19 protein-coding genes are annotated in these 25,075 nt (G+C 49.1%); 5 read left to right on the top strand and 14 right to left on the bottom strand.

All coding sequences use genetic code 11. From position 1 onward, the window contains the following. Positions 1-361 precede the first annotated feature (361 nt). Entirely contained in the window at positions 362-1,663 is a 1,302-nt protein-coding gene (locus FJQ58_RS18055; protein WP_139995934.1) for a stalk domain-containing protein, read from the top strand. Between the two features lie 5 nt (positions 1,664-1,668). On the opposite strand, the gene kapB is transcribed toward FJQ58_RS18055, so the two are convergent. Then, positions 1,669-2,064, bottom strand: coding sequence for a kinase-associated lipoprotein KapB (kapB, locus tag FJQ58_RS18050; RefSeq protein WP_139995932.1), 396 nt, complete (start codon positions 2,062-2,064; stop codon positions 1,669-1,671). A gap of 200 nt (positions 2,065-2,264) precedes the next feature. Between kapB and FJQ58_RS18045 the strand changes: the two genes are divergently transcribed. From FJQ58_RS18045 to FJQ58_RS18035, 3 genes are all read left to right on the top strand, one after another. Further along, positions 2,265-3,380: an MGDG synthase family glycosyltransferase gene (locus FJQ58_RS18045; RefSeq protein WP_139995930.1), complete on the top strand. Its 1,116-nt coding sequence runs from the start codon at positions 2,265-2,267 to the stop codon at positions 3,378-3,380. Positions 3,381-3,464: 84 nt separating this feature from the next. Beyond that, positions 3,465-4,880 carry an NAD-dependent malic enzyme gene (locus tag FJQ58_RS18040; protein WP_139995928.1) on the top strand — a complete coding sequence of 472 codons (1,416 nt, stop codon included), beginning with the start codon at positions 3,465-3,467 and terminating at the stop codon, positions 4,878-4,880. Between the two features lie 461 nt (positions 4,881-5,341). Continuing rightward, positions 5,342-5,995, top strand: a complete 654-nt coding sequence (locus tag FJQ58_RS18035; RefSeq protein ID WP_139995926.1) for a YqaA family protein — start codon at positions 5,342-5,344, stop codon at positions 5,993-5,995. A 121-nt stretch (positions 5,996-6,116) separates the two neighbouring features. Here FJQ58_RS18035 and FJQ58_RS18030 read toward each other — a convergent pair whose 3' ends face one another. The 12 genes from FJQ58_RS18030 to FJQ58_RS17975 all read right to left on the bottom strand — a co-directional run bounded on the left by FJQ58_RS18030 (position 6,117) and on the right by FJQ58_RS17975 (position 21,957). Then, positions 6,117-7,133, bottom strand: a complete 1,017-nt coding sequence (locus tag FJQ58_RS18030) for a C40 family peptidase (protein WP_338016150.1) — start codon at positions 7,131-7,133, stop codon at positions 6,117-6,119. A 340-nt stretch (positions 7,134-7,473) separates the two neighbouring features. Next, entirely contained in the window at positions 7,474-8,385 is a 912-nt protein-coding gene (locus tag FJQ58_RS18025; RefSeq protein ID WP_139995924.1) for a cation diffusion facilitator family transporter, read from the bottom strand. A 221-nt stretch (positions 8,386-8,606) separates the two neighbouring features. Continuing rightward, complete coding sequence (locus FJQ58_RS18020; RefSeq protein WP_139995922.1) at positions 8,607-10,295, bottom strand: glycoside hydrolase family 13 protein; 1,689 nt, start codon at positions 10,293-10,295, stop codon at positions 8,607-8,609. Positions 10,296-10,406: 111 nt separating this feature from the next. After that, complete coding sequence (locus FJQ58_RS18015) at positions 10,407-11,498, bottom strand: carbohydrate ABC transporter permease (protein ID WP_139995920.1); 1,092 nt, start codon at positions 11,496-11,498, stop codon at positions 10,407-10,409. Position 11,499: 1 nt separating this feature from the next. After that, entirely contained in the window at positions 11,500-12,582 is a 1,083-nt protein-coding gene (locus tag FJQ58_RS18010) for a carbohydrate ABC transporter permease (RefSeq protein ID WP_139995918.1), read from the bottom strand. A 208-nt stretch (positions 12,583-12,790) separates the two neighbouring features. Next, on the bottom strand, positions 12,791-14,188 hold the full coding sequence (locus FJQ58_RS18005) for an ABC transporter substrate-binding protein (protein ID WP_420799847.1): 1,398 nt from the start codon (positions 14,186-14,188) through the stop codon (positions 12,791-12,793). 305 nt (positions 14,189-14,493) lie between these two features. Beyond that, the gene (locus FJQ58_RS18000; protein WP_139995916.1) at positions 14,494-15,498 is read right to left on the bottom strand and encodes a LacI family DNA-binding transcriptional regulator; all 1,005 of its coding nucleotides are present in this window, start codon (positions 15,496-15,498) and stop codon (positions 14,494-14,496) included. A 313-nt stretch (positions 15,499-15,811) separates the two neighbouring features. Further along, on the bottom strand, positions 15,812-17,431 hold the full coding sequence (locus FJQ58_RS17995; RefSeq protein WP_139995914.1) for an ABC-F family ATP-binding cassette domain-containing protein: 1,620 nt from the start codon (positions 17,429-17,431) through the stop codon (positions 15,812-15,814). A gap of 46 nt (positions 17,432-17,477) precedes the next feature. After that, positions 17,478-18,059, bottom strand: a complete 582-nt coding sequence (locus FJQ58_RS17990; protein ID WP_139995912.1) for an MFS transporter — start codon at positions 18,057-18,059, stop codon at positions 17,478-17,480. A 10-nt stretch (positions 18,060-18,069) separates the two neighbouring features. Then, complete coding sequence (locus tag FJQ58_RS17985; protein ID WP_238404135.1) at positions 18,070-19,485, bottom strand: FAD-binding oxidoreductase; 1,416 nt, start codon at positions 19,483-19,485, stop codon at positions 18,070-18,072. 129 nt (positions 19,486-19,614) lie between these two features. Continuing rightward, positions 19,615-20,682 (bottom strand): Gfo/Idh/MocA family protein, encoded by a 1,068-nt coding sequence (locus FJQ58_RS17980; protein WP_139995908.1) that lies wholly within the window; start codon positions 20,680-20,682, stop codon positions 19,615-19,617. Positions 20,683-20,844: 162 nt separating this feature from the next. Continuing rightward, positions 20,845-21,957 carry an MBL fold metallo-hydrolase gene (locus FJQ58_RS17975; protein WP_139995905.1) on the bottom strand — a complete coding sequence of 371 codons (1,113 nt, stop codon included), beginning with the start codon at positions 21,955-21,957 and terminating at the stop codon, positions 20,845-20,847. 287 nt (positions 21,958-22,244) lie between these two features. Here FJQ58_RS17975 and FJQ58_RS17970 point away from each other — a divergent pair, with 287 nt between their 5' ends. After that, complete coding sequence (locus FJQ58_RS17970; protein ID WP_139995903.1) at positions 22,245-23,402, top strand: virulence factor; 1,158 nt, start codon at positions 22,245-22,247, stop codon at positions 23,400-23,402. Positions 23,403-23,866: 464 nt separating this feature from the next. On the opposite strand, the gene FJQ58_RS17965 is transcribed toward FJQ58_RS17970, so the two are convergent. Further along, a complete protein-coding gene (locus tag FJQ58_RS17965; protein ID WP_162341560.1) occupies positions 23,867-25,054 on the bottom strand; it encodes a transglutaminase domain-containing protein in 1,188 nt (395 codons plus the stop codon). Positions 25,055-25,075 lie beyond the last annotated feature (21 nt).

Raw genomic sequence — 25,075 nt, 5'->3', positions numbered from 1 at the left:
GATGAATACGCATTACGCTTCATTTTTGGCTTGTTTTATCATAGAATGGTAGTCAGCGAGGCGCATCGGCCTGCTCCTTGCCATTCATAAACTTAACGCCGGCAGCCCAGCCTGTGAGTGCCTGCGTTTCATTGACCATATACCGGGCCTATACCGCGACATTGCGATTATTATATTATTTTAACATTAGGCCATAGCGGAATCAATTTAATATTTTCATAATTGTTTGCACTATTTTACTACAAAACCACACTTCAGCACGTGTAAATGTGCGTTTTTGGGTTCGTTTCGCCATGGTGGCAAGCTTACCACAAAAACCATTTTTCTTACCCTCATATATTATCAGAAGGAGGTATCTGTGTTGTATAGCAAGTTAAGGAAAGTCGCTTTGAAGACAATCGCGCTTGCTTTAATTGCCATGCTCTGGACATCTGTCATGGCCTACGCCGCGCCAGTGATGAATAAATCAGCAAACAAAGGTACATACAAAATTGTGGCAGTTGGCGATTCGGTAGCGGCTGGATATGAGCACGGATATGATGAGCAATCCGTACCTTACGGGTTTGTGGAGCATGTTTATGAGCAAGCGCTTTTCCATGGGCTCCGCGCGGAATACGAGAATTACGGGGTGCTCGGATTGCGGACAACGGGGCTAAACAACTGGATGAGTGCCGTTGTTCAAGGCACAGAGTCGGTAAAGAGCGGGGACATTCAGGCCAATCTTCCCGATCCCCGCGCAGAGCGGATATTTAATGAGACGAAGCAGCTTCGACTCGCCATAAGCGATGCAAGCCTCATCCTGATAAACATTGGCGGCAACGATATGTATGCTGTGCTTGACAAGCTTAAGAAAGATGCCAACCAAAGCGAAGCCGCCATAATCAGGGACAGCGCTTTGCAAACCTATGAGACAAAGCTTGAGGCATCGCTTCGATTAATCCTCTCCTTGCAGCCGAATGTCCAATTGGTTATCGCCGATCAATATTTGCCGATACCCGCACCGGTCAAGGTCGGATCACTGGTTTTTCCGCTTTTCCCTGAGAAAGACCGCTTGTTTTTGCTCGATAGCGTGAAGCAGCTTCGGGAGCGGCTAGACCTTCTTGTGCATCAGCTCACACAAGAAGGCTTCCGAGTTAACGTTGCCAATGTGGCTGCCGCATTCATGAATAACGAGCTTAGCTTCACCTCGATCGCTGAGGGCGATATCCATCCGAGCCGGGAAGGCTATGCGGCAATGGGAAAAGCTTTTTCGAAGACCATATGGGGCGACTACCGGGTAGTAAAGCCGAGGGTAAACGATGTGCCTGTGTCGGTCGTAGTCAACGGCAAGGAACTTGCCGGTGCTCATCAACCATTACTAGCTAAAAATAAAACGTATGTTCCTTTGCGCGATATTGCCGATGCAGCTGGTGCCATTATCAAGTGGAACGCCGCATCACAGACAGCAACCGTGAGTCTGCAAGGCGTAAACGTCGCTATCACGGTAGGAGCCTCCAATTTATCAATAAACGGAGCGATAAGGCCGCTTATAGGCCCGCCCGCTTTCCTTCGGACCGAAGGCAAAGCGAGCACACTCTATGTTCCGTTAGCTGCACTGAGCGATGGGCTGCAGCTTCAAGTCGTTTACCGTGATAAGTTAAAAACAGTCTTCATTAATAAATAACATTTCTATTTATATTCCTTATGCAGCTGCTGCATTTGTTCCAGCCCTTTCGCTGCCCAGCGATGCAACCGGTCAAGCGCTGCGATTTCTGCTTCAGCTGCTGCCCGAAGCGATGTGCCGTAATCCGGAATAGTGCCCGCAAATGGTTTCAGGTCACGCATGAGTACGGTCGTTTTCTCCGTATAGCTTAGTGCGCGCCGCTCGTGGAACATCGGCACGTCCGGATTATAAGGATTATGCAGATCGCCCTGCTCTGGATGCTTTAATACGGCAAGCACCTTTACAAGCACGCGTGGTCCGTTCAGTTCCATTAGCTCTCCAATATATTGGCCAGAACGCACTTCCGCCCGCACAGTATCGCCAATTTTAAAACCTTGTTCTTCAGAATGTATGCTTGTCATTTCGATTCCCTCACTTTATATTTCTAATGATTGTAAAATATTTGTAAATATAGTTGATCGCAGGGATGCATATCCTAAACAAGAACCTAGCTGCTTTTAAGGATAAATTATCCACAGCCTTATTCGCAACCCTGCTCGGATAAAACTTGTGTTAGTTGTACAAGCGTCGTAATATGGAATTAGAAAAGTAGGTGGAATGAATGCGTAAGAAAAGAGTGCTTCTGCTCTCTGAAGGCTTTGGCTCCGGTCATACTCAAGCTGCCTATGCGCTCGCTGTCGGACTGAAGCAATTATGTCCGGGGATTCAGACCCGCGTCATCGAGCTTGGAAAGTTTCTTAATCCGGTGCTCGGTCCATGGATTATTTCGGCATATCGCAAAACCGTAAGCAAACAGCCCAAGATGGTCGGTCTTATGTACCGCAGCAACTATAAAAAATCTTTTAACCGCCTTACACAGCTTGCGCTGCATCGCATGTTTTATACCCAAACGTCGCAAGTGATCTCGCAGTTGAAGCCGGATTTGATCGTTTGCACGCATCCCGGCCCGAATGCGGTGGTGGCTAGGCTTAAGCGCCTGGGACTCGACATGCCGCTTTATACCCTTATTACCGATTATGATGCACACGGCTCTTGGGTGAACAAAGAGGTCAATCTATACCTGGTTTCCTCTGATCTCGTGAAAAAAAGGCTGATGGACAAGGGTGTCGACGAGGAACGCGTAGAGGTGACGGGAATTCCCGTTCATCCAAATTTCTGGCATACATACGATAAAGAAGAGATACGCGAACAATTTTCATTGCAAAATATGCCGACAGTGCTCATTATGGGCGGCGGCTGGGGTATAATGTACGAGGATAACGCTCTCGAGTACATGACCAAATGGAGGGAGACGACTCAGCTTATCTATTGCGTTGGCTCCAACGAAAAAATGAAAGAAAAAATGCTCGCCGATCCGCTTTTCCAGCATCCGAACATTCATGTGCTTGGATTTACCCGTGAAGTGAACAAGCTGATGGATGTTTCAGACTTGCTTATTACGAAGCCGGGAGGCATGACCTGTACCGAGGGAATGAGCAAAGGAATTCCGATGCTTTTTTATGAGCCTATCCCAGGCCAAGAGGAAGAGAACTGCGAATACTTCATAAGCAACGGCTTTGGCGAAATGCTGGATTCGAACGATACCGTCGATCGATGGTTCTCGCTCATCCACGAGCCCTACGCCTCAGGTCAGTTCCGAGACAGTCTGCTAACAAAACGCAATTTGCAATATGACCCCATGAGCTGTCCGAACGCCGTCCTGCGATTAATGCAGTGATGGCTTTCTTTTTCAAGAGGGTAATGAAGCATAAATTGTATACCCTTATCCAAATCCTATAGATGACGAAGGGAGCTGTTTAGTATGAGTGCGATGATGACAGATGGAAAAACGATTATTTTGAGGATTGAAATCGATACGAATGTCGCCCAGTTTGGACGAGCAGCTACAGCGATCGAGCAAGCCAAAGGCGATATTATCGCCATTGACGTCATACATACCGACAAGAACAAGAGCTTGCGCGACTTGACCGTCAAAATAGCAGAGCAAGGCGCCGCTGAGCGGCTGACGGCGTCCTTAAACGCACTTGAGGGCATTCGGCTTGTCCATATATCCGACCGCACCTTTCTGCTGCACCTTGGCGGGAAAATCACCATTCAGCCTAAAACTCCCATTCAAAACCGCGACGATTTGTCACGTGTCTATACGCCCGATGTGGCTAGAGTCTGCCAAGCCATCTTCGAGGAGCCATCGAAGGCTCATACCCTCACCGTGAAGCGCAATATGGTTGCCGTTGTATCCGATGGGAGCGCCGTTCTAGGCCTTGGCAATATCGGCCCATATGCAGCCATGCCGGTCATGGAGGGCAAAGCCATGCTGTTCAAGCAGTTTGCGGACGTAGATGCCTTCCCAATCTGCCTTGACACCCAAGATACCGAAGCCATTATTGCCACGGTAAAAAACCTGGCCCCCGCCTTCGGAGGCATTAATCTAGAGGATATTTCCGCGCCGCGCTGCTTTGAAATTGAACAGCGGCTCCGGGAAGAGCTCGATATCCCTGTCTTTCACGATGATCAGCATGGCACAGCTGTTGTATTGTATGCCAGTCTGCTCAATGCGCTCAAACTAACCGGACGCAGGCTAGAGGAGGCACGTATCGTCATCTGCGGCATCGGGGCTGCGGGCACCGCCTGCACCAAAATGCTGCTCGCGGGCGGCGCGAAGCATATCGTCGGCGTAGATCGCGACGGCATCCTCACGGCAGATCGTACTTATGAAAATGCCATGTGGCAATGGTACGCTGACCATACGAATCCGGAACGCCAAACTGGCGGCTTGGCAGACGCTCTGGTTGGCGCTGATGTATTTATCGGTGTTTCCGCAGGCGGAATATTGAAACGCGCCCACATCGAAACGATGGCCAAAGACCCTATCGTGTTTGCAATGGCTAACCCAGAGCCGGAAATACGGCCCGAGCTGGTCGAGGATATCGTCGCTGTCTTCGCCACGGGTCGATCCGATTACCCCAATCAAATTAACAACGTTTTATGCTTCCCTGGCATTTTCCGGGGAGCTCTCGACAGCCGCGCAACAACCATAAACGAAGAAATGAAGCTGGCCGCAGCAGAGGCGATCGCTTCTGTCATTAGCGAAGATGAGCTAAGCCCGATGTATATCGTCCCAAGCGTCTTCAACAGCCGGGTCGTCGAAGAGGTTAGGCGCCGCGTGATCCAAGCAGCTCAGCAAAGCGGCGTATCCCGTCGCCAAACGAGGGAGTAGATGCCGCTGCACCTATAGGAGCATCCTCAGCCGCCTTCTCTTCCTTTTTGAGCTTTATAAGCATGTATATATTCTGCCTGTTTACGGGGTTTTTCCGTTTGCAGGCAGTTTTTTATTGAAGTCAGATTTTAAATATGCAGCGTTTTCTTAAACTGGTTGAAACCTGAATGGCTGCTTGCACGTATTCGTTCTTATGCACTACTTTCAGGATGCGTCGGCACTAGAACAGCTGGCATCCCTATAATGAGGGCAAACTGGTGTCTTCAGTCCATATTTTCAAAAAAACACATGACAACTATCATCTTCTTATGCTAATTAAATATGCTATAATTATTATATTAAGCGCTAAAGCGCTTTTTTCAACAAGCTGCAGCATTGGCAGGCACATAAGGGAATTTCCATTTGGTGTATTTCAATAAGCAGGCTTATGTGCAGTTAGTTGACGGAAAGGGAGCCTGGTAATGTTTCAAGCAGTAGTCGACTTTTTAAAGGATTTCGGGCCACTGGGCTTGTTTATTCACGCGTTTTTGGACGCCGTTATTTTTCCCATTCCCGCATTTTTCCTACAAGTTTCACTAAGCATCCTAAATCCATCTACAGCACTATGGCTGGCTACTGTGGGCTATATCGCCTGCCTCTTAGGTACACCCGTAGGGTATTACCTTGGCAAGGTAATGGGCAAATCCGTCCTATATAAGTTTCTCAAAAAAGAATGGATCGACGCCGCGACCGACAAGTTTCAGAAAAATGGCGAAGCCGCCATTTTGATCGGATCGTTTACGCCGATTCCCTTTAAAGTATTTACCATCTTATCGGGCTGCTTAAACTTCCCTATCTGGCGATTGATTGGCTATGCCGCGATCGGACGCGGATTGAAATTTTATATCGTGGGTCTCTTGTTTTATTTCTACGGACGTGCAGCGGAGAGCATGGTGAAAGACGTTTCCTTATATATCTTTATTGTGGCGGTTCCGCTCATCGTTATCTTTTTGCTGATCCGCAAAAGAAGAAACAAAAAGAAAGCGTTGGCTGAAAAGCAAACCGAAGCCGAAGCTTCACAAACCGAACAAATTAAAGCAACCGAAAGCACAAACACGATTCAAATTGATTCCTAATACGTGATTCCTGACACAACAAAGAAAGACGTTCAATGATGAACGTCTTTCTTTGTTGTATTCAACTACTTGCTCCGTGAGCCGGCTTCGCGCCCGCCAGTTGCCTTATTGGAACACTTAACTATAATGCGCTTCCGCCAAACACCATCCGGTACTCCCAATGGGTTCCCGCAATGCTGCTGACCGTTACACCGCCGCCTTCTACCGAATACGTATGTAACACCTTGCCATCGCCTAAATAAATGCCGTCATGCGTGATAGCAGCCGTTGCCTTGTTTATGCCGCTATAAGCAGACGCTTTTGTCCCTTTGTAAGACATAAAGAAAACCACATCGCCACGCTTAAGCTGACTCCAGCTTGTCTTTGCTGTCCCTTTATCCTTTACGTACTGGGCTTGCTGACGGGAATCAGCCGGAAGCTTGATGCCAAGTCCATCCAAAAAAGCTTGTCTTACAAAGTCTGAGCAGTCAAAGGTTGTCGTCGTATTACGGTTAGAGCCATATTCGTAAGGCGTACCTAGATATCGCATGCCTGCGGCTATCATTTTCTCAACCGACTTACTCGCTGATTCACCAGGGACAGTGACTGTTCCGCCGCCGCTATTTCCCGAGCCGCTGCCCGGAACAGAGCCTGTTAAGCTCAGATAGGAGTCCTGCGTGCTGACATAGCCTCGTACGCCATTGCCGTCCTTCACCTCGTACCAGTAGCTGTTAGGCATGGAAAGAACAGTTACCTGTTCGCCCTTCTTCAAAAAACGTATCCGCTCGCCTGACGTAGAAGCAGCTTTTCTGAAGGATACGGATTCTTTTACAACTGCATTGCTGCCGCTCGGAGCCGGCGTAGCGGTTGCGTTCTTAAGCTCGATATATTGGGAGGAAGTTGATATATAACCCGTTTTGCCTGAGGAGTCCGTAACCTTGTACCAATAGGAATTCACCTGATCGACAACGGTTACTTGCTCGCCCTTTTTCAGGCTTCGGATGATCGTTGCTGATGTTGACGGCGAGGTGCGCATATTCACGCTGGATTGTACCTCTCCGGCTTGTGCGGCCAATGCTGCAGGTACGGATATCGAACTGAACAATAATGCTGCCGTTAACGTTGCTGTTGCCATCCTTTGTTTCATGGTGTATTGCAAATCTTTACGCCTCCTTGGTGTGTAAACAGTGTAGGTGTAACGGTTTCTGCTCCCATTGTAAAGAGGATTGCAACAGACAAGTATCGACCATTTCTCCTAATTCCCGATTAGCAAAATTGGGAGGCTAGTCCCATAAATATCTTGGTAAAAAATACAAAAAAGGCATCCCCGCTTAAGAGACGCCTCATTACCTATTGCTTTTGAAACATTTACCTACATTGGCATAGATCCATCAAATAAATATCAAACATTTGGGTCTTTTGGCAGAATGTCTTTTTCATGCCTTTTGTACCACAAAAAAAATATTTCTATATCCATTGGTAACAATTACCGATTATTTTCAGTGGTTTTCCGGCCTATTTATTTCCAAATGGTCCTCAAGCTCCTGAGGCTCCACATGCACATGCACACTCATAATATTGTGCTTTCGGCCCATTCGCTGCTCAATCTCATCACTAATGCGGTGACTTTCGATCAGCGTAAGCTCAGGATTCACCTGTACGATCACATCGACCAGCACATGACTGCCATGCACCCTCGCCTTAATGTCCTTGATCGATTTGACGCCTTTGATCTTAGCAATCGTGGTACGCAAGGAAGAAAGCTCATTTTCATCAAAACCGTCGGTAAGCGCATGCGTAGAGCTGTAGAAGATCTCCCAAGCTGTTTTGCAAATAATGATCCCGACCGCAATAGCAGCTACTGGATCAAGCCATGGCAAACCAAACTGGGCTCCGATGATGCCAATGGCTGCTCCGATACTGACCAGTGCATCCGAAAGATTGTCTTTGGCTGCTGCAAGCAGCGCCTGATTATTTATGCGCAGCGCCAGCTTGCGGTTGTACACATAGACGCCAAACATGCACGCGGCAGCAAATAGAGCGACCCATGCCGTAATTAAGTTCGGAATATGAGAAGTCGGAGAAAACAAAGATTTCACTGCGCTAATCAGCACCTGAATGCCTACTGTCGCCATAATGAAGGAAGCGATTAATGCCGCAATGGTCTCTGCGCGGAAATGCCCGTACGGATGATCCTTATCCGGCGGTTTCTGCGATATTCGAAGGCCAATCAATACCGCCAGGGAAGCCACGATATCCGTTAAGTTGTTAAAGCCATCCGCGACTAGCGCCCCTGAAACAAACCAGTAGCCTGCACCAAGCTTCATCGCCGATAGCGCCAAATAAGCTCCGATACTGACCCAAGCGCCCTTCTCTCCTTGCTTGATTTCATCATATTGATTCAGCTTCATTACCTCCCGAGCATCCATCCTATGTATTCTCAAGCTTAACATTGAACTTATCGGTATCATACCCGATCCATTCCGTGTGGGTCTAGAGAAACAGTGTTTACCAGGTGCGCGCTTTTATGCATGGAGGCAACAATCCTCTGTTACAATTCTTCCGGATATTAATTAGCTTACCGTTCCTACTGGAACATTTGTCACTCCTGTTAGGCCTCCGCTGCAAATGCTCAACCAAGCACCTCGTAGATTCTTGCTTCATAAGGCCTAAGCTCAATCGTGCGCTCCTCCATTACCCATTCGGGATCGGTTTCTGCGTAATTGCCCAGCACCAGGGCTAGCTGCAAGGTATCGCTGCCCAAGCAGTGGTTCGATAACGTAAATGTCCTTGTTTCCCCGCTGTGATTGAGCAATACAATCCATTCCGTACCATCATGCTCCCTTGCGTAACCATATAGATACGGATCATCTCCGCTAATATCGGTAAAATCTCCATATACCATTACCGGATTGCTTTTGCGCAGCCCAATCAGCTCCCGGTAAAATGCAAGTACGGAATGGGAGTCCTTCTCTGCCTGCTCCACGTTGATTTCCACATAATTAGGATTCACCTTAATCCATGGCTTCACATTACTGAAGCCCGCATGAAGGCTTGTATCCCACTGCATGGGCGTACGGGAATTATCCCGGCTGAGCGGCTGAAGTGCACGAAAAACCGCCGCAGGGTCCTTGCCCTTGCCGACTTCTTCCACGTACTTGTTCAGCATTGCGATGTCATTATAATCGCCGATCGTTTCGTACCTAACCCCGGTCATCCCAATTTCTTCGCCTTGATAAATATAAGGAATGCCTGGCAGCGTGTGAATCATCATCGCCAGCAGCTTGGCAGACTGCACACGATAGTCCTGATCATTTCCGTATCGCGACACTTGTCTCGTATGGTCATGATTATTCAGAAATTGCGAACCGAAGCCGCGTCCGGCCAGCGCTTCCGCCCATTCCTTTTGAATTTTTTTAAAGCGCAGCATATCCCATTCCGGCATTTCATCCGCTACTTCAAAATGAAACAGCGTATTCAGCTCCCCGCGTTCCTCATCCACAAACAAAGGGCCCGTTTCCGGCGTTGCAAATGCGATTTCACCAACGGTCATCATATCATAATGGCGGAAAACCTCACGGTTCATTTCCTGCAAGAAATCATGGAGCCCGGGATTATGCGTCAAATACTTAATCTCTCGCGGCTCTTCCACGTCCGTGAAGATTTCGGGTTTGGCAAGCAGCGCAAGCGCATCAAGCCTTAGCCCATCCACTCCCTTATCGAGCCAAAAACGCAGCATCGTATAGATTTCCATCCGCAGTTCCGGGTTTGCCCAGTTCAAGTCAGGCTGCTCTGTTGCAAACGAATGCATATAATATTGCCCCGAAGCCTCATCCAGCTCCCAGCATGACGGATTGAAGTAAGACCGCCAATTCGTAGGCGGCTCCTTAGCCGTACCTTTTTCACCTGTTTCCTTCTCCTTGCCATCCCGCCAAATATACCAATCCCGTTTCGGATTGTCGACCGACGAGCGTGACTCGATAAACCAAGGATGACGATCCGAAGTATGGTTAACGACCACATCCATCATCACTTTCATGCCCCGCGCATGCGTCTGCGCAACGAGCCGTTCAAAGTCTTCCATCGTCCCGGCTTTTGGCATTACCGCATAATAATCGGATACGTCATATCCGTTATCCTTATCGGGCGATTCGTTAAACGGGTTAATCCACACCATTGTGACGCCTAAGGATTGAATATAATCAAGCTTGGCTATCACGCCCTGCAAGTCCCCGATACCATCTCCGTTCGTATCGCAAAAGCTCCGCCAATAAACCTGGTAAACAACCGATTCCTTCCACCACGCCGGTTTAACCTCCATCAAACTCACACTCCTCTATCTCTGTCATTTTTATGTCCATAACTAAAATGGCGCACGCCGGACACGAGGTCCAAACGCTGCGCCACTTTGCCAACCATTGTTACGCCATAGTCAGCCCTTAATCGATCCGCCAAGCATTCCGCGAACGAAATATTTTTGCAAGGCGAAGAATACGGTTAAAGGCATCAGCATGGAAACAAATGCGGCGGCAGTCAGCAAATGCCAGTCATTTCCTCTAGAGCCGACCATATTCGCAATGTTCATTGATAATACCTGTACTTCCGGCTGGCTGCCAAGGAAGATGAGCGAGACCAGATAGTCGTTCCATACCCATAAAAACTGAAATATGCTGATTGAAGCAAGCGCAGGCACCGACAACGGCAGGATCAGCTTGCTGAAAATCGTAAAGTTTGTTGCTCCATCCATAAACGCCGATTCAAACAAATCCTTCGGCAATTGGCTGATGGAGGTATACATGAAATAAGTAATTAACGGTAAACCAAAGGCCGTATGTGCGAGCCATATGCCAAAGTAGGTTCCGTTAAGCCCAAGTGACGTGTAGTCTCGCAGTATAGGAATAAGCGCTACCTGCATCGGGACGACAAGCAAAGCAATGACGATGACGAACAACGTCTTTCGCCCCGGAAAGCGGAGCCAAGCAAAAGCATACGCAGCGAAGGAAGCGATGAAAATCGGGATAACCGTCGCCGGTATCGTAACTGCAATCGTATTCCAGAAGGAACGCGACATGCCGCTGCCCTTCTCCGTTTTGGTCGTGCCGTCAGGCATGGTGATGGAATAGGTTTTGCCGCCAAGCACAGTCTCATAATTCTGGGTTGTAAAATGAGAAATAACCGTCCATTCCTTCTCCTGTACATTCAGGAGCCTAGCCCGCCGATTTTCCCAAATGATCCGTTTCCCATCCTGCTCTACGCCGGATCGCAGCTGATCATCCGTAAACGTGACTCCATTCACCTGAATGGGCTCGCGAAGATCGGTATCTTTTGGCAATTGAAGCTGCTCTGCGGTTTGCCAATCACGATGCGGCAAAATGTTCCACCAGCCCGTTGCCAAAATATCTGCGGCAGGCCGGAATGAGGATACGAGCAGTCCGAGCGTCGGAATCGTCCATATGAGACAGATGACTGCAAGCACTGTATTCACGAGCCATTTGGACTTGCGCAGCTTTTTGTTTTTGCTCATCTTAGAAGCCCCCCTCTCTCCGGAACTGGCGCAGGTTGAATATAATAACCGGAATGACCGCAATTAGCAGCACGATAGCAAGCGTGGAGCCGTAGCCTGCATTTTGGTACATAAAGAGCTGCCGATAGAACTGGGTAGCTACCACGTCCGTCTCATATTGCCCGCCTGTCATGATCATGACCACGTCGAAAATTTTGAGCGTGAATACAATGATCGTTGTCGTAACGGAAAGCAGCGTTCCCGCGATATAAGGAATCATGATTTTAAAAAATATCCGTACTTCGCCCGCGCCATCCATTCTGGCTGCCTCAAGCATATCCTCGGGGATGCTCTTGATTGCAGCCGAAAAGATGACCATCGCAAACCCTGTTTGCATCCAAATCAGGATCGCGATCAGGAAGAGGTTGTTCCAGGGTTGGACCATACTGAGCCACGCTTGCGGCTCACCCCCGAATTTGACGACGATCGCATTAAGCAGACCGATCTGTTCATTGCCAGGTTGATAATAATAGATGAACTTCCAGATGACGCCTGCCGCAACGAATGATATCGCCATCGGCATAAAGATCAGTCCTTTAGCAAGCTTCTCAAAGCTGCTGCGGTCAGCCAGAATCGCGATGAGAAGGCCCAAGCTCACGCAAGCCAATGTGCCAAAAAATACCCAAAGCAAGTTATTGCGAAGCGCCATCACAAGCAGCCGGTCTGTAAATACGGCAGCGTAGTTGGCTAAGCCGACAAAATTGACCGAGCCTGCATCAAAGAAGCTTAAATATAAGGTGCGGAGCGTTGGAAAAACGAGCAGCCAGCCTAACAGCAGAACTGCAGGTCCAACAAATACAAAGGGCAAAATTCTGCGCTTCCATTGATCCGGGTATTGCTCGACTGCCCAGTTGAATGAGTAGTAAATGGAATAAATGCCGAGCGCTCCCCAGACTACAGCCAGCACCGCATTTAGGACGGGATGGAGGCTGGATTCGCGAAAGAATAAAAAGATGCCCCAGTGAACGGCAATATTCAGAGCTGGCACGAGCACGGATATCAACAGTAGACGCAGAGCATTGCCCTTCCTAGCTTGAAGCTCCATATGAATCCTCCTCCAAGGTTTGTGAAGCAAACCTGACTTCGTAAGCATAAGCTTAGGTTTGTGAAGCAAACCTGACTTCGTAAGCATAAGCTTAGGTTTGTGAAGCAAACCTGACTTCGTAAGCATTAAGCTTACATCTTTCAAGAGGCTGGAGGGGCTTCGCCTTCTTGTTGGAAGCCCCTCCATTATCCTCAAGCTTTGCTACGCATCATTTAAAGCCGGTCTGAATTTCTTTCAGGGCCGTATCTAGATCAACCGTGCCGCTTACCCAGTCAGTCATGCCTTTCCAGAATGTGCCGGCGCCTACTGCACCTGGCATCAAGTCAGATCCGTCAAAACGAATCGTATCCGCCGTGCTTACGAATTCAGCCATTCTGCGCTCTTGGTCATTTGGATACCAAGAAGGATCCGCATCGTTCATAGGCGCCGTTACGCCGCCCGTTTGAATCCATGTTTTCAGCGATTCGCCCGTTGTGAAAAATTCGAGTACGGCACGAACCTCTGGACGATCGTTGAACATGGCATAAATATCACCGGAGATCAGCGCTGGCTGCCCATATTGCTCGTCAATGGCTGGCAGTGGGAACCAATCATAATCATCCGCAGTCAAGCCTTCAGGGAAGAAGCTGGTGATAAAGCCTGCTTGACGGTGCAGCCATGCTTTTGGCGGATTATCGAAGAGAGGCTTAACCGCGTCTCCAAACGATGTCGTAGCGATTGATTTGCGGCCACCGTAAACGTAATCCTCGTTAAACCAGATTTCAGCCATTTTTTCGGCAGCATTTTTAACAACAGGATCTGTAAAAGGAAGCTCGCCTGTCAGCCATTTGTCATAATTTTCTGGTGTAGTGGTGCGAAGCATGATGTCCTCCATCCAGTCCGTCGCCGGCCACCCCGTTGCCGTGCCGCTTTCGATACCGATGCTCCATGCCGGATCGCCGTCCTTCGCAATCTGATCCGTTAGAGCCATCAGCTCCGTCCATGTCTTAGGAACCGTATAGCCGGCTTCCGCAAAAGCTTTTTTGTTGTACCAAACCAAGCTTTTCACGCTGCTGCGAGCCCATACGCCAGCCATTACATCGCCGCTAGCGCCTGGCATCGTCGCCATGTCAAGCCAGCTTTGATTGTATTGCTTCTTCAAATACTCATCACTAAGGAATGATTTCACATCTACCACTTTACCTGCGTTAGCAAATCCCTTAAGCAAGCCAGGCTGCGGAAAATCTGCGATATCCGGCGCGTTATTGCCGTTTACGCGAACAGAGATCGTCGCTTCGAATTCCTTGGACCCCTCATACGCAATATCAATTCCCGTTTTCTCTTCAAAAGCTTTAATGCTTTCGTTAAACTTCACTTCATCCGCATCCGTAAATGGACCAAACATCGTTACTTTTTTACCTTTAAAATCACCGTTTAACGCTTGCGCAAGCGCTCCGTCCCCTGTCGCTGAATTGTTCCCGCCCTCCGCCGTTTCCGTTGGTTTCTCCGATGGCTTGTTGGTTGGCGTATTGGTATTGTTGTTTCCTCCGCAAGCCGTAATCGTTGTCGCGAATGCTACGGACATAATAAAGGCAGTCAATGCTTTTTTTGTTTTTCTAGTGTACACAGACCTCATCCTTTCATATTTAAGTAATTCAGTAATTACCTTACACATGCTGGACCCTTTTGAAACCTCAATGACAATCAATTCACGACTTAGGACATCACCTCCTTAAAATGCCATCGCTGGCTAGTTTTATGCCCGAACTCGATCAAAAAAAGCAGTCAACCTATAGTTTGCGCTTACATTTGACTCTGAAAAGCTTTTCAAAACTCCTGAAAGCAACCCTTTATTCGAGTTCCTATTACAAGCTCGATGGTCTAAAGGCGCTTTCCTGCGATGAGCGAGGCTTACCATTTTAACACTGCAATTTATATTTCGCGGGTAGATTCCCTCACGATCAGATGATGAGGCAGCTTCTCCCTAAGCACAGCAACCTTGCCCGACGTAATCAACTCATGCAGCTTGAGCACGGAGCGGTATCCAATATCGTAAGTAGGCTGGTCGATCGTGGTCAGCTTCGGGATAAACATTTGCGCCATTCGGATATTGTCAAAGCCGATTACGGATACATGCTCAGGCACGGCTTTCCCTTGTTCGCGCAAATACGAAATAGCGCCCATTGCAAATTCATCCGATGCTGCAAAAATGGCGGTTAAATCCGGGCAGCGGCTCATCAGCCGCTCAGATGCTTCAAATGCATGCTCAAAACGGTGCTCGGCAAATTCAATGCATTCTTCATATTCCGAAAGCCCGAATTGCCGAAGTGCCTGTTTAAATCCCGTGTACCGCGGCTCACCGGAAATCGTCTCCCCTAACGGAAAGCCGATCATTCCAATTTTGCGGTGTCCTGCGTCAAGAAGATGCCTTACCGCGTCATAGGCGCCTTGAACATCATCAATGTCAACGGACGGAATATCGTATTCAGGCGCATTCGTTGAAGCTAGCACAAATGGCAGGCGATAACGCTGCATTTCCTCGTAATATTCTTCGTGCAAGGAATCGCTCGTAAAAATTATGCCGTCGACCTGCTTCTCAAAAAAGCTCTGCACGTAGGCGATTGTCCTCTGCTTATCGCGATCCGTATTACAAATCATCAAGCTATGGTTAAGCATAACCGCCGCATCCTGCATCCCGCGAATCAGCCCCGCATAATACGGATTTTCAATATCCGGTATCATGACGCCAAGCGTATCGGATTTTTTGTAAATCAATCCTCTTGCGAAACCATTAGGCTGATACTGAAGCGCCTCAATGGCTTCGAGCACCTTCGTTCGCTTCTCCTCCACTACGGTGTCCGGCGCATTCATGACACGAGATACCGTGCTGATGGATACGTTTGCGTATTTTGCTACATCGCGTATAGTCGATTTCATGATTGCACGCCTTTCTTGGTGAATGAAAATGATCGTTCATGAAATAGCATTATGATGCTTCCCCGTATTGTAAGGGCTTACTGAAAAGGTTTTCTGAAAACCTTTTCAACGATAGTATAGCCTCTTTTCCAGCCATATGCAACCCATAATTTAGACTACTTGTCCACGGCTCCTGTCTTATTCCTCTTATCTGCTGGCTCACCTGCCCTCAAGCAGGCCCAGCACTTTGAGCTGTTATATTCGCATTTCTAGCATGCAAAAAAAACGCCGACAAGCAGGGCTACCTGCTGTCGACGCTCTCTAAAAAGGCGGATTATACCGCGTACATACGCTCGCGAAGCGCTTTGACTTCTGCGCTCTCAAGGTACTCGTCATAAGTCATCATCCGGTCGATTACGCCGTTCGGCGTAATTTCTACGATACGGTTCGCAATTGTTTGAACGAACTGATGGTCATGCGAGGTGAACAGGATCGTACAATCGGTGTCCGTCAAGCCGTTATTCAATGCCGTAATGGATTCGAGATCCAAGTGATTCGTTGGCTCGTCGAGAATAAAGACGTTCGCGCCTTCCAACATCATCTTGGAGAGCATGCAGCGAACCTTCTCGCCACCTGACAATACGCTTGCTTTCTTCATTGCATCGTCGCCAGAGAAAAGCATACGGCCCAAGAAGCCGCGAATGAACGTCTCGTCAGGGTCCTTCGAATATTGACGCAGCCATTCCACCAAATTCAAATCAACGCCGTCAAAATATGGCGAGTTGTCTTTCGGGAAATAAGCCTGTGACGTCGTAACGCCCCATGAATAGCTGCCTGCGTCCGCTTCAACTTCGCCAACCAGCAATTGGAACAACAATGTTTTCGGAAGGCTGTTTGGCCCAACAAAAGCAACCTTGTCGCCTTTGTTGAGTGCGATCGTCAAGTTGTCGATAATTTTCTCGCCATCAATCGTCTTCGTCAAGCCGTCAACCAACAGCAATTGCTTGCCCGCTTCGCGCTCGCCTTTGAATAGAATGAACGGGTATTTACGGTTCGATGGGCGAATATCGTCAAGCGAAATTTTCTCAAGCAGCTTCTGCCTGGAAGTCGCTTGCTTCGCTTTGGATTTATTGGCGCTGAAACGTTGAATGAACGCTTGAAGCTCTTTAATTTTGTCTTCCTTCTTCTTGTTCTCTCCGCGCATCAGCTGCAATGCAAGCTGGCTGGATTCGTACCAGAAGTCATAGTTACCGACATACATTTGGATTTTGCCGAAGTCAATATCCGCGATATGCGTACAAACCGTGTTCAGGAAGTGCCGGTCATGGCTGACTACGACAACTGTGCCTTGATAATCCGCAAGGAAATCTTCCAGCCAGCGGATCGACTCAATGTCCAAGTGGTTGGTAGGCTCATCGAGCAGCAAAATGTTCGGAGCGCCGAATAAAGCTTGTGCTAGCAATACGCGAACCTTCTCGTTGCCGCTAAGCTCCGCCATCTTCTTGTCATGCAGGTCAGGCGTAATGCCAAGGCCGTTCAGCATCTCAGCCGCTTCCGACTCCGCTTCCCAGCCGTTCATGTCCGCAAATTCGGCTTCAAGCTCGCCTGCGCGCATGCCATCCTCGTCAGTGAAGTCCGCTTTGGCATACAAAGTGTCCTTCTCCTTCATTACTTCATAAAGACGCTTGTGGCCCATCATGACCGTCTCAAGTACGACGGACTCATCGTATTCATAATGGTTCTGCTTGAGAACAGCCAGCCGCTCGCCCGGTGTAATATGCACTTCTCCGTGGGATTGCTCCACTTCACCGGATAATATTTTCAAAAAGGTCGATTTGCCTGCGCCGTTAGCGCCGATCAAGCCATAACAGTTGCCTGGTGTGAACTTAATGCTTACATCTTCAAAAAGCGCACGCTTCCCGTAACGGAGCGTTATGCCACTTGTGCTAATCATTCGTTTAATCCCGTCCTTCACTACAAAATCAGTTTATATCGAACTATTATAGCACATTATGCTCGGAAACCGAACCCTCTTTTGCCCTCGGGACTGCCGGCCTGTTCGTTCGCCAAATTGTCCAAGCGCTTGTGCCATACAGCAGGGCACTCAAATAAAACAAAATATTAATCGTTAGCCAGTCTATTAAAAAGCCGCCTAAAATAACCGCAAAGCCCGAAGCGACCGACGTCCAAAAATGATAGGACCCGATTCCAGCCCCTCTAGATCCAGGCTCGGTATAATCGGCGAGCAGCACACGCTCGCTCATTCGCTGCATCGCATTGCAGGTTCCCATCAAGAGCTGCAAGAGCAGCACCCAGCCATAGGATGAGGTCCATGGAAAAACGAGCATCGCCCCCATCATGCCAAGCGAACTTACAATCATCATGCACACCCCGTGCTTATCCAGCCTAGGCGCAAGCCAATGCGATACCGCCGCTGAGCTTATCGTAAATACAGCGAAGGCCAGGCCGTATTTGGAGAAGCTGTTCCCGAGATTTTTGAGAAACAAAAGATAATAAGGATAGATCATGCCAGCCGCTAAAGTCATGATGCTTTGCGATCGAATCAGCCATTTCAAGTTCATATGCAGCCCCCTAACCCCCATATTGCTCATAAAAATAATTCATAAACAGCTCATCCGGGTCGTAATCCTTTTTCTTGGCGAAAAAATACTCATATCCCGGATAAACGTTGCGGAACTGCTCCAGCGTAGGGTAAGCAATGTAGGGCAAATAGTAAGAGCCTTCTGAGGCAATGACCTCATTGATGATCCGCTCTACGCCCTGCTTCATCCGCTGCTGGCCCGCTTTGGACAGCGGCGCGTGGAACAAGCAGACCAGCGCCAGCATATCCTGCTTCGCATAGGACAGGACCGCTTCATCGTCTTTATTTACATATCGGATCGTAATATTAAGCAGATTCATATCCTCTTCTTTGACAATGGCGCCTAGCCGCTGCACAAATGCATCAAACTGAGGCAGCGGAATAAAATATTCCTGCAGCAAATCATTTGCTCCGGGCTGGCTGTACTCCATAAACGCCGACGCGGCGCGCATCGCATTATTGCGGCTAACGATTTTGTCGGACTGCTCGACGAAAAAATGCTTTTGCAAATTCCACTGTGCATTTTTGCCCCAGTCCGTTGAACGGTTGATGTTAAATAGCAGCTTCCCAGGCGCGACCCAATTGTCATTGCTTTTTAGCTTATTGTGGTCTGACAGCTTTAGCGACCGATCTACCGTATAATTTTTGGAAAAGGCTTCCTTAAAATAACTGTCTTCCGCCACAGAAATTCTGGCGATATGAAGGCGGATGTCCGGATTAGGCAGCACCTCATTTTGAAAATAATCGCTGTATTCCTCCAAGTTCATCAACACGGTCGATTCGCGGTATACTTCATCCTCGGTCAATATCAGCGTAACGTCCAAAATAATGCCGAACAGCCCATATCCGCCAAGGGCTAAAGGAAACAGCTCTGCATTTTCCGTACGGCTGACCTGAATAATATCGCCGCCCGCGGTTAGCAGCCGGAAAGATTCCACGCTTTTGATCAACGACCCGTTGCGAATATCTCGGCCATGCGCATTAATGCTGATAGAACCGCCGATCGTAAACACATTGAGCGACTGCATTGTTTTGACAGAAAGCCCGTAAGGATTCACCGCCTTCTGTACATCCTCCCAAGTTGCCCCCGCCTGTACGACAATCCGCTTTGCCTCCGGATCAACCGATAAAACCTGGTTATAACTCGTCATATCGACGACAACCGCATCCTTGTAATAGGTATGGCCGCCTTGGCTATGCCGTTGTCCCGCAATCGAAAGCTTTAATCCCTTCGCTTTGGCATCCTTTACAAGCCCGATAAGCTGCGCCTCTGCCTCTCCTTGCAGGACACGCTCTACCTTCACGGGATGAAGGCGGCTGTAATCGGTCATAAGATACGGATTTTGGTCGGAGGAGCTGGTTCTGACATATTGAACGAAGGCCAAACTGGCCAAAAGCAGCAGCACGATTGCTTTTTTTATGCCGATAACCTCCTGTCTGCCCGCAAAAAAGCCTCCTCAAAGTGATTATCAGAAGTCTTCACCTAAGAGGAGGCTTGCGTATTTAAAATCTAATTATTGCCGGGCGATAACTGCTTAATCCCATTTCAGCTTGACTTCATTTCCGGTTCGGGATGATTCGTAAATCGCATCCAAAATACGGTTGTTGGTGTAACCCGACAGCGCGGAAGTAATCGGCTGCTTATTCTCGCGAATGCACTCTACGAAATGCTGGCTCATCAGAATGCGTTCCTCTTCGCCCTCAAGCGGCGTAATATCGCTCTCGGCAATACCGCTATCCGAATGGGTCACGTATTTCCCGTAGTTTCCGACAATCCCTACGCCGCCTTGCGTCCCCATCAAGTGAATGAACGGCTCCTCCGACAAAAATGCAGCGTGAGCTGCCCAGCTGACTTCAAGCGATAACGTTGCCCCATTGTCCAGCTTAATTAAAGCCGAAGCGAGATCCTCCACGTCGTAATACCCGTCCCAATTTGGCGTGCCCCAGTTTCCGATGCCTTGGCGGTTCGGTCCGAATTCAGCATAGGTGGAGCCGTACACGGATACGGGTTTTGGGTTGCCCATGAGGTAAAGCGAGAGATCCAGCATATGAACGCCGATATCAATCAGCGGTCCGCCGCCGGACTGGTCCTTGCGGGTAAACCATGATCCCCAGCCAGGTATGCCCTTCTTCCGGAACCAGCCCGCTTTGGCATTATAGACATGGCCGACATCTCCATTGTCAACATGCTGCTTGAGCGCTCTGCTTAGTCCAGTCCAGCGCATTTGATGCGACATCATTAATATTTTGCCGGACTTCTCCACTTCCTCCACGATCTCGCGAGCGGCTTCGGAATGGATCGCCATCGGCTTCTCCAAGAGAACATGCTTGCCTTGCTTTAGCGCTTCAATCGCCAGTCCTGCATGAAAGTTGTTCGGCACGCCGATAACAACGGCATCAATAGAAGCGTCTTCCAGAAGCGCTTGCGGACTTGGATGAACCGTCTCGATGCCAAATTCCGCTGCACGCTGCTCCGCAAGGGGAAGGTACGCGTCGGTAACGGCAACGACGTCAATGCCTTCCACCTTTTTGAACGTCTGCATGTGTATGCTACCGATTGCGCCCGCCCCAATGATACCTAGGCGTATAGTTGCATGACTCATTTCATTTTCCTCCTGAAGGTTTGCGGCAAGCAAACCTCTCTTCGTAAGATTTGGCTAAGGTTTGCGCTGGCAAGCCCCGCTTCGTAAAACAGATAATTCCAGTATACCCTTTTCATCTACCGCCGTCATTGTGCGCATTTGGCACGCTCTTGTCCGTGTTTGTCATTTGCCGGACAAACGCCAAGTTTCCCCATGCGGCAAAACAATGATTCGTTTGTCCTCAATGCACCGTTTCATGCGCTCCGCTTCCAACCGATCCAGCGCTTCGCGCGGCGTATCATCCGCCAGCTTGAACGCACCATAGTGCATGGGAACGAACCATTTCGCGTCCAAATCGTCGAACGCTTGCAAGGCTTGCTCAGGCGTAATATGCTGCGGTCCCATGAACCATTCCGGCTCGTAAGCTCCAATAGGAAGAAGGGCAACCTCGACAGGGAATCGCTTGCCGATTTCTTTGAAGCCTTGGAAATAGCCGCTGTCACCGGCAAAGTAAATGGTCGGCGTTTCCGATAGGACCGGACGCTCCGCTGTGCCAAGCTCATTAAAATAAGACATCGTCCGTGCTTCAAGCGGCTCGGCTGCACTGGCAATTTGCGCTCTTGACTCCGCTTCGGCCATTTCTTTGTCAGAAGCCTTGGCCTTCGCTTTGCCTTCCGGCCGGCTTACGACCTTCCCGGTTTTTGTTGCCGGACGCTCGATAACAAAACCGCCCCAATGGGAGCTGTTTGTATCCCATGGGTTGCGTCGGGTAGAATGCTGCGAAGGCACGAACGTAAATTTAACGCCGTGGATCATCACCGATTCCCACCAATGAAGCTCTTTAATGTGAATAAAGCCTTTTTTCCGAAGCTTCGTGCCGAGTCCCGCCGGTACAAGCAGCTGCCGAGTCCCAATGAGTCTGCGCAGCGAGTTTATATTTAAGTGGTCGTAATGGGAATGGGAAATGAGCACAACGTCAACAGGCGGAACATCCTCCACTTTGATTCCCGGCGGAGCCAGTCTTTTTTGCAAGGCCATCTTCGTGGACCATACCGGATCAGTGATAATGTTCAAGCCGCCGAGCTGAATAAAGAAGGTGGAATGGCCTACCCATGTGATGGAAGGCTGTTTTCTATTGTCCTCCAAATATGCGATGTCAGGCTCGACATTCGGAACGGTGAATGAATAATCCTTTAATTTCAGCCTACGAATGCGTTCTTGACGCCATCTTTTGAATTGCTTCAATGAAGTATGCTGCTCGATAGGATCAATATTTGCAAAACGTCTTAACCTCAACCGTTCATCCCTCCCTCGCCATGATCTGTTAGTTATTAAGATACCAAGCTTCAAGCGATCATTGCAAATCTGTTATTTATTCGTAAACTTCCCCACGGATGCCATTGCCGCCTCTGAGGTTGTATGCAAAATTAGGCGATTGTCGCTTCCTTGTTCGCATCCTGCCATAAAATAAGTTACACTTATCTATACAGTTTTACACATAAGACTACGCTTTCGACGCAGCTTTTGTTACAGTACGGCGACAAAAAAATGTACCGGACATACTATTTCCAGGAGGTTTCCTCATGAAACTAATTTCGATAGAACCGACACCGAGTCCAAATTCCATGAAGCTAAACGTGGACGAAATGCTGCCGCGCGGACGCCGGCTTACCTATAAAGCAAGCGAGGCCGGCGAAGCACCTGAGCTGCTCGGGCAGCTTTTGCAAATTAACGGCGTGCGCAGCTTGTTCCGCACAGCTGACTTTATTGCGCTTGACCGCAAGGCTGGCGCTGACTGGGCTGCTATTCTGGCTGCGGCTGGCCAGCTGCTGCAGAAGGACGAAGCGAAGGGAGACCAAGACGCAGACAGCAATGGACCATCTACCAGCTACGGAGAAGCGCTGGTGCTTGTCCAGATGTATCGCGGAATTCCGATGCAGGTGCGCGTCCGAATGGGAGACAGCGAGGTACGCTCTGCGCTGCCGCCGCAGTTCGCCGAGTCTGTCAGCAAGGCTGCCGGCTCAGGCATGATCCGGGAGCGGATGCTGGAAGAGTTTGGCGTCCGTTACGGAGAGCCTGAGGAGATCGCTGCCGAAATCGTAAGAGAGCTAGAAGCTTCTTATACGGCAGAACGGTTGGAAGCACTCGTGCAGGCCTCTATCGCGTTAGGCAATTCAGGCACAGAAGAAGGTTCTGCGCCTGCCGTTGTCCGTCCAGCTCCGCTGACGCTAGAAGAAGCGCTGGAACAATTCGATTCGCCGGAATGGCAGGTCCGCTATGCGGCACTCGAGCGCTACGTTGCTACGGTTGAAGGCTTGCCGCTTCTTGCCAAGGCGATCAGCGATGAGAATACGTCGATTCGCCGGTTGGCCGTTGTCTATTTAGGCGACCTTCGTTCACCTGAAGCGCTGCCCTATCTGTTCATTGCGCTGCGCGACTCCTCAACGTCCGTTAGACGGACGGCAGGCGACACGTTATCGGACCTTGGCGATCCCGCCGCAGTCGGTCCAATGATCGATTCGCTCCGTGACAAAAACAAGCTTGTCCGCTGGCGTGCAGCCCGCTTCCTGTATGAGGCCGGCGACGAGTCCGCGATCGACGCTCTGCGTGAAGCCGCCAAAGACAGTGAATTTGAGATTCAGCTGCAAGCCCAAATGGCGCTAGAGCGAATAGAACGCGGCGAGGAAGCCGCAGGTTCCGTATGGCAGCAAATGACGGCCGCTCGCAAAAACGAGCAGTAATCCTCTGCAACCGGATCTGGCAGACATTATCCGCCGTATCGAACGCAATCACCAAGCTAACAAATCAGATGACAAAATAGACTCAACCTTTTTCATTTGGCTGATTCGACTGAACGGGCTTATTCTGCTTTGTCTATGGCTACTCTGCATTTGAATTAGATGGAATTTCTCCCTATATTCTAAAGGAATTCAGCCTTTCTTGGCATTTAGATGGAATTTGTCCTTCTAATCGCAACAAATCAGCCGGAAAGCAATGAAAACAGTTAGATTAGCGGGAATAATTCCATCTATTTCTTTATAGCCAGGGAATAACGATATATTAACAGGATAGATTCCATCTGTTTCTTATGAAGAGGCTTATCGCTTTCTCAACTGGATAAGTTCCATCTATAACTCATGATTGGGTATTCACAAAAAAAAGAGGCGCAGCGCTGCACCTCTTAGTCATACGATTCAAGCATCAGTCATCGCGCGTATTCGAGCTGAATACGCACGATGAGCGAGTTATCGGCCGGATAAGGCTCGTAGCTTGCACGATAACCGACCGACATATTAATATTTTTGAAAGCGGCCTTCAGCGCTGCCGGAAACTGGTCCCCCTGCTCATATCTGAACTCCAGACTGGCCGTACGGGCAGCAAGCGCCGATTGAATAACCTCTTGAAGCTGTTTGGTGCTGGAAACGGTATACTCTGGGTCTAGAAAATGCAAGCCAAGCGCCAGCTTCAGCTTGCTGAAGCGGCTTCGTTCCGTCTCCTCGCCTTGCTGCTCCAGCTCCCTGATCGTATCCGCATAGGCAACGGCTGCCGCTGGATAGCTCTTCGTCCACTGGTGATCCGCCCGAAGCTCCTCATCGGTCCTTAAATAATAATTATAACGGATCGAGCTCTCCTTCGAAGAAACTGACTTTCCAGAGGATGCCTCTTTTTCCGCAGCCTTTATTCCCACAGGATCATCCCAAGTAAGATCCAGATGATACCAGACTCCATCCAGCTTCACCATATTCCAGGCATGCTCGCCTGTATTTACCGTGCCCTCGGCAATCAAGACCGTAATTCCCGCTTCCTTCAGCATCTTGTAACCGAGAAGCGCGTATCCCTGGCATACAGCCTCACCTAAAGCAACGGCGTCATAAGCCGTATACCGGGTCAAACCCTGATCGTATTCCACATGACCGATAATCCAATCATGTATCGCTTTTATTTTCTCATGATCATTCATTCCGGGTTCAATGATCACGCGCAGCGCCTTCGAAACCTCGCGGTCTACAACCGCAGTCTGCTCCAATGTCTCCCGGTATCTAGCTTCCAGAGCAATCGTTGACTTGTTTCCCCAGCTTCGAATGGTATAGATATAGGATTCAAGGATATAGGCTGTATAATCATCATGCCCAAGAGCAGCGCGAATGACATCCGTCAACTGATCTGACAGCTCCTGCTTGTCCCCTGTATAGGTTAAAGAGAAACGCTCCGTTCTTGCCTGAAGCTGCTTGGCGATTTCATCCTCAAGCCGCTCCAGCTTATTTGCCTCTTCCACAGCAGCCACCTCTTCCGATTCCGCCGCAGCGGGAAACAGATCCAGCTTCATGTCCAGAAAGAATGCAGCAACGATAATTATGGCAACCATCATCAGCTTGGAAACTATTCTATGCATTCGAACCTCCTTGACGAACTT

The sequence above is a fragment of the Paenibacillus paridis genome (assembly GCF_006345825.1).
In the GTDB taxonomy this organism is placed as follows: Bacteria; Bacillota; Bacilli; order Paenibacillales; family Paenibacillaceae; genus Pristimantibacillus; species Pristimantibacillus paridis.
Note: the sequence above shows the minus strand (reverse complement) of the source record. Positions and strands in the feature narration are given on the sequence as shown.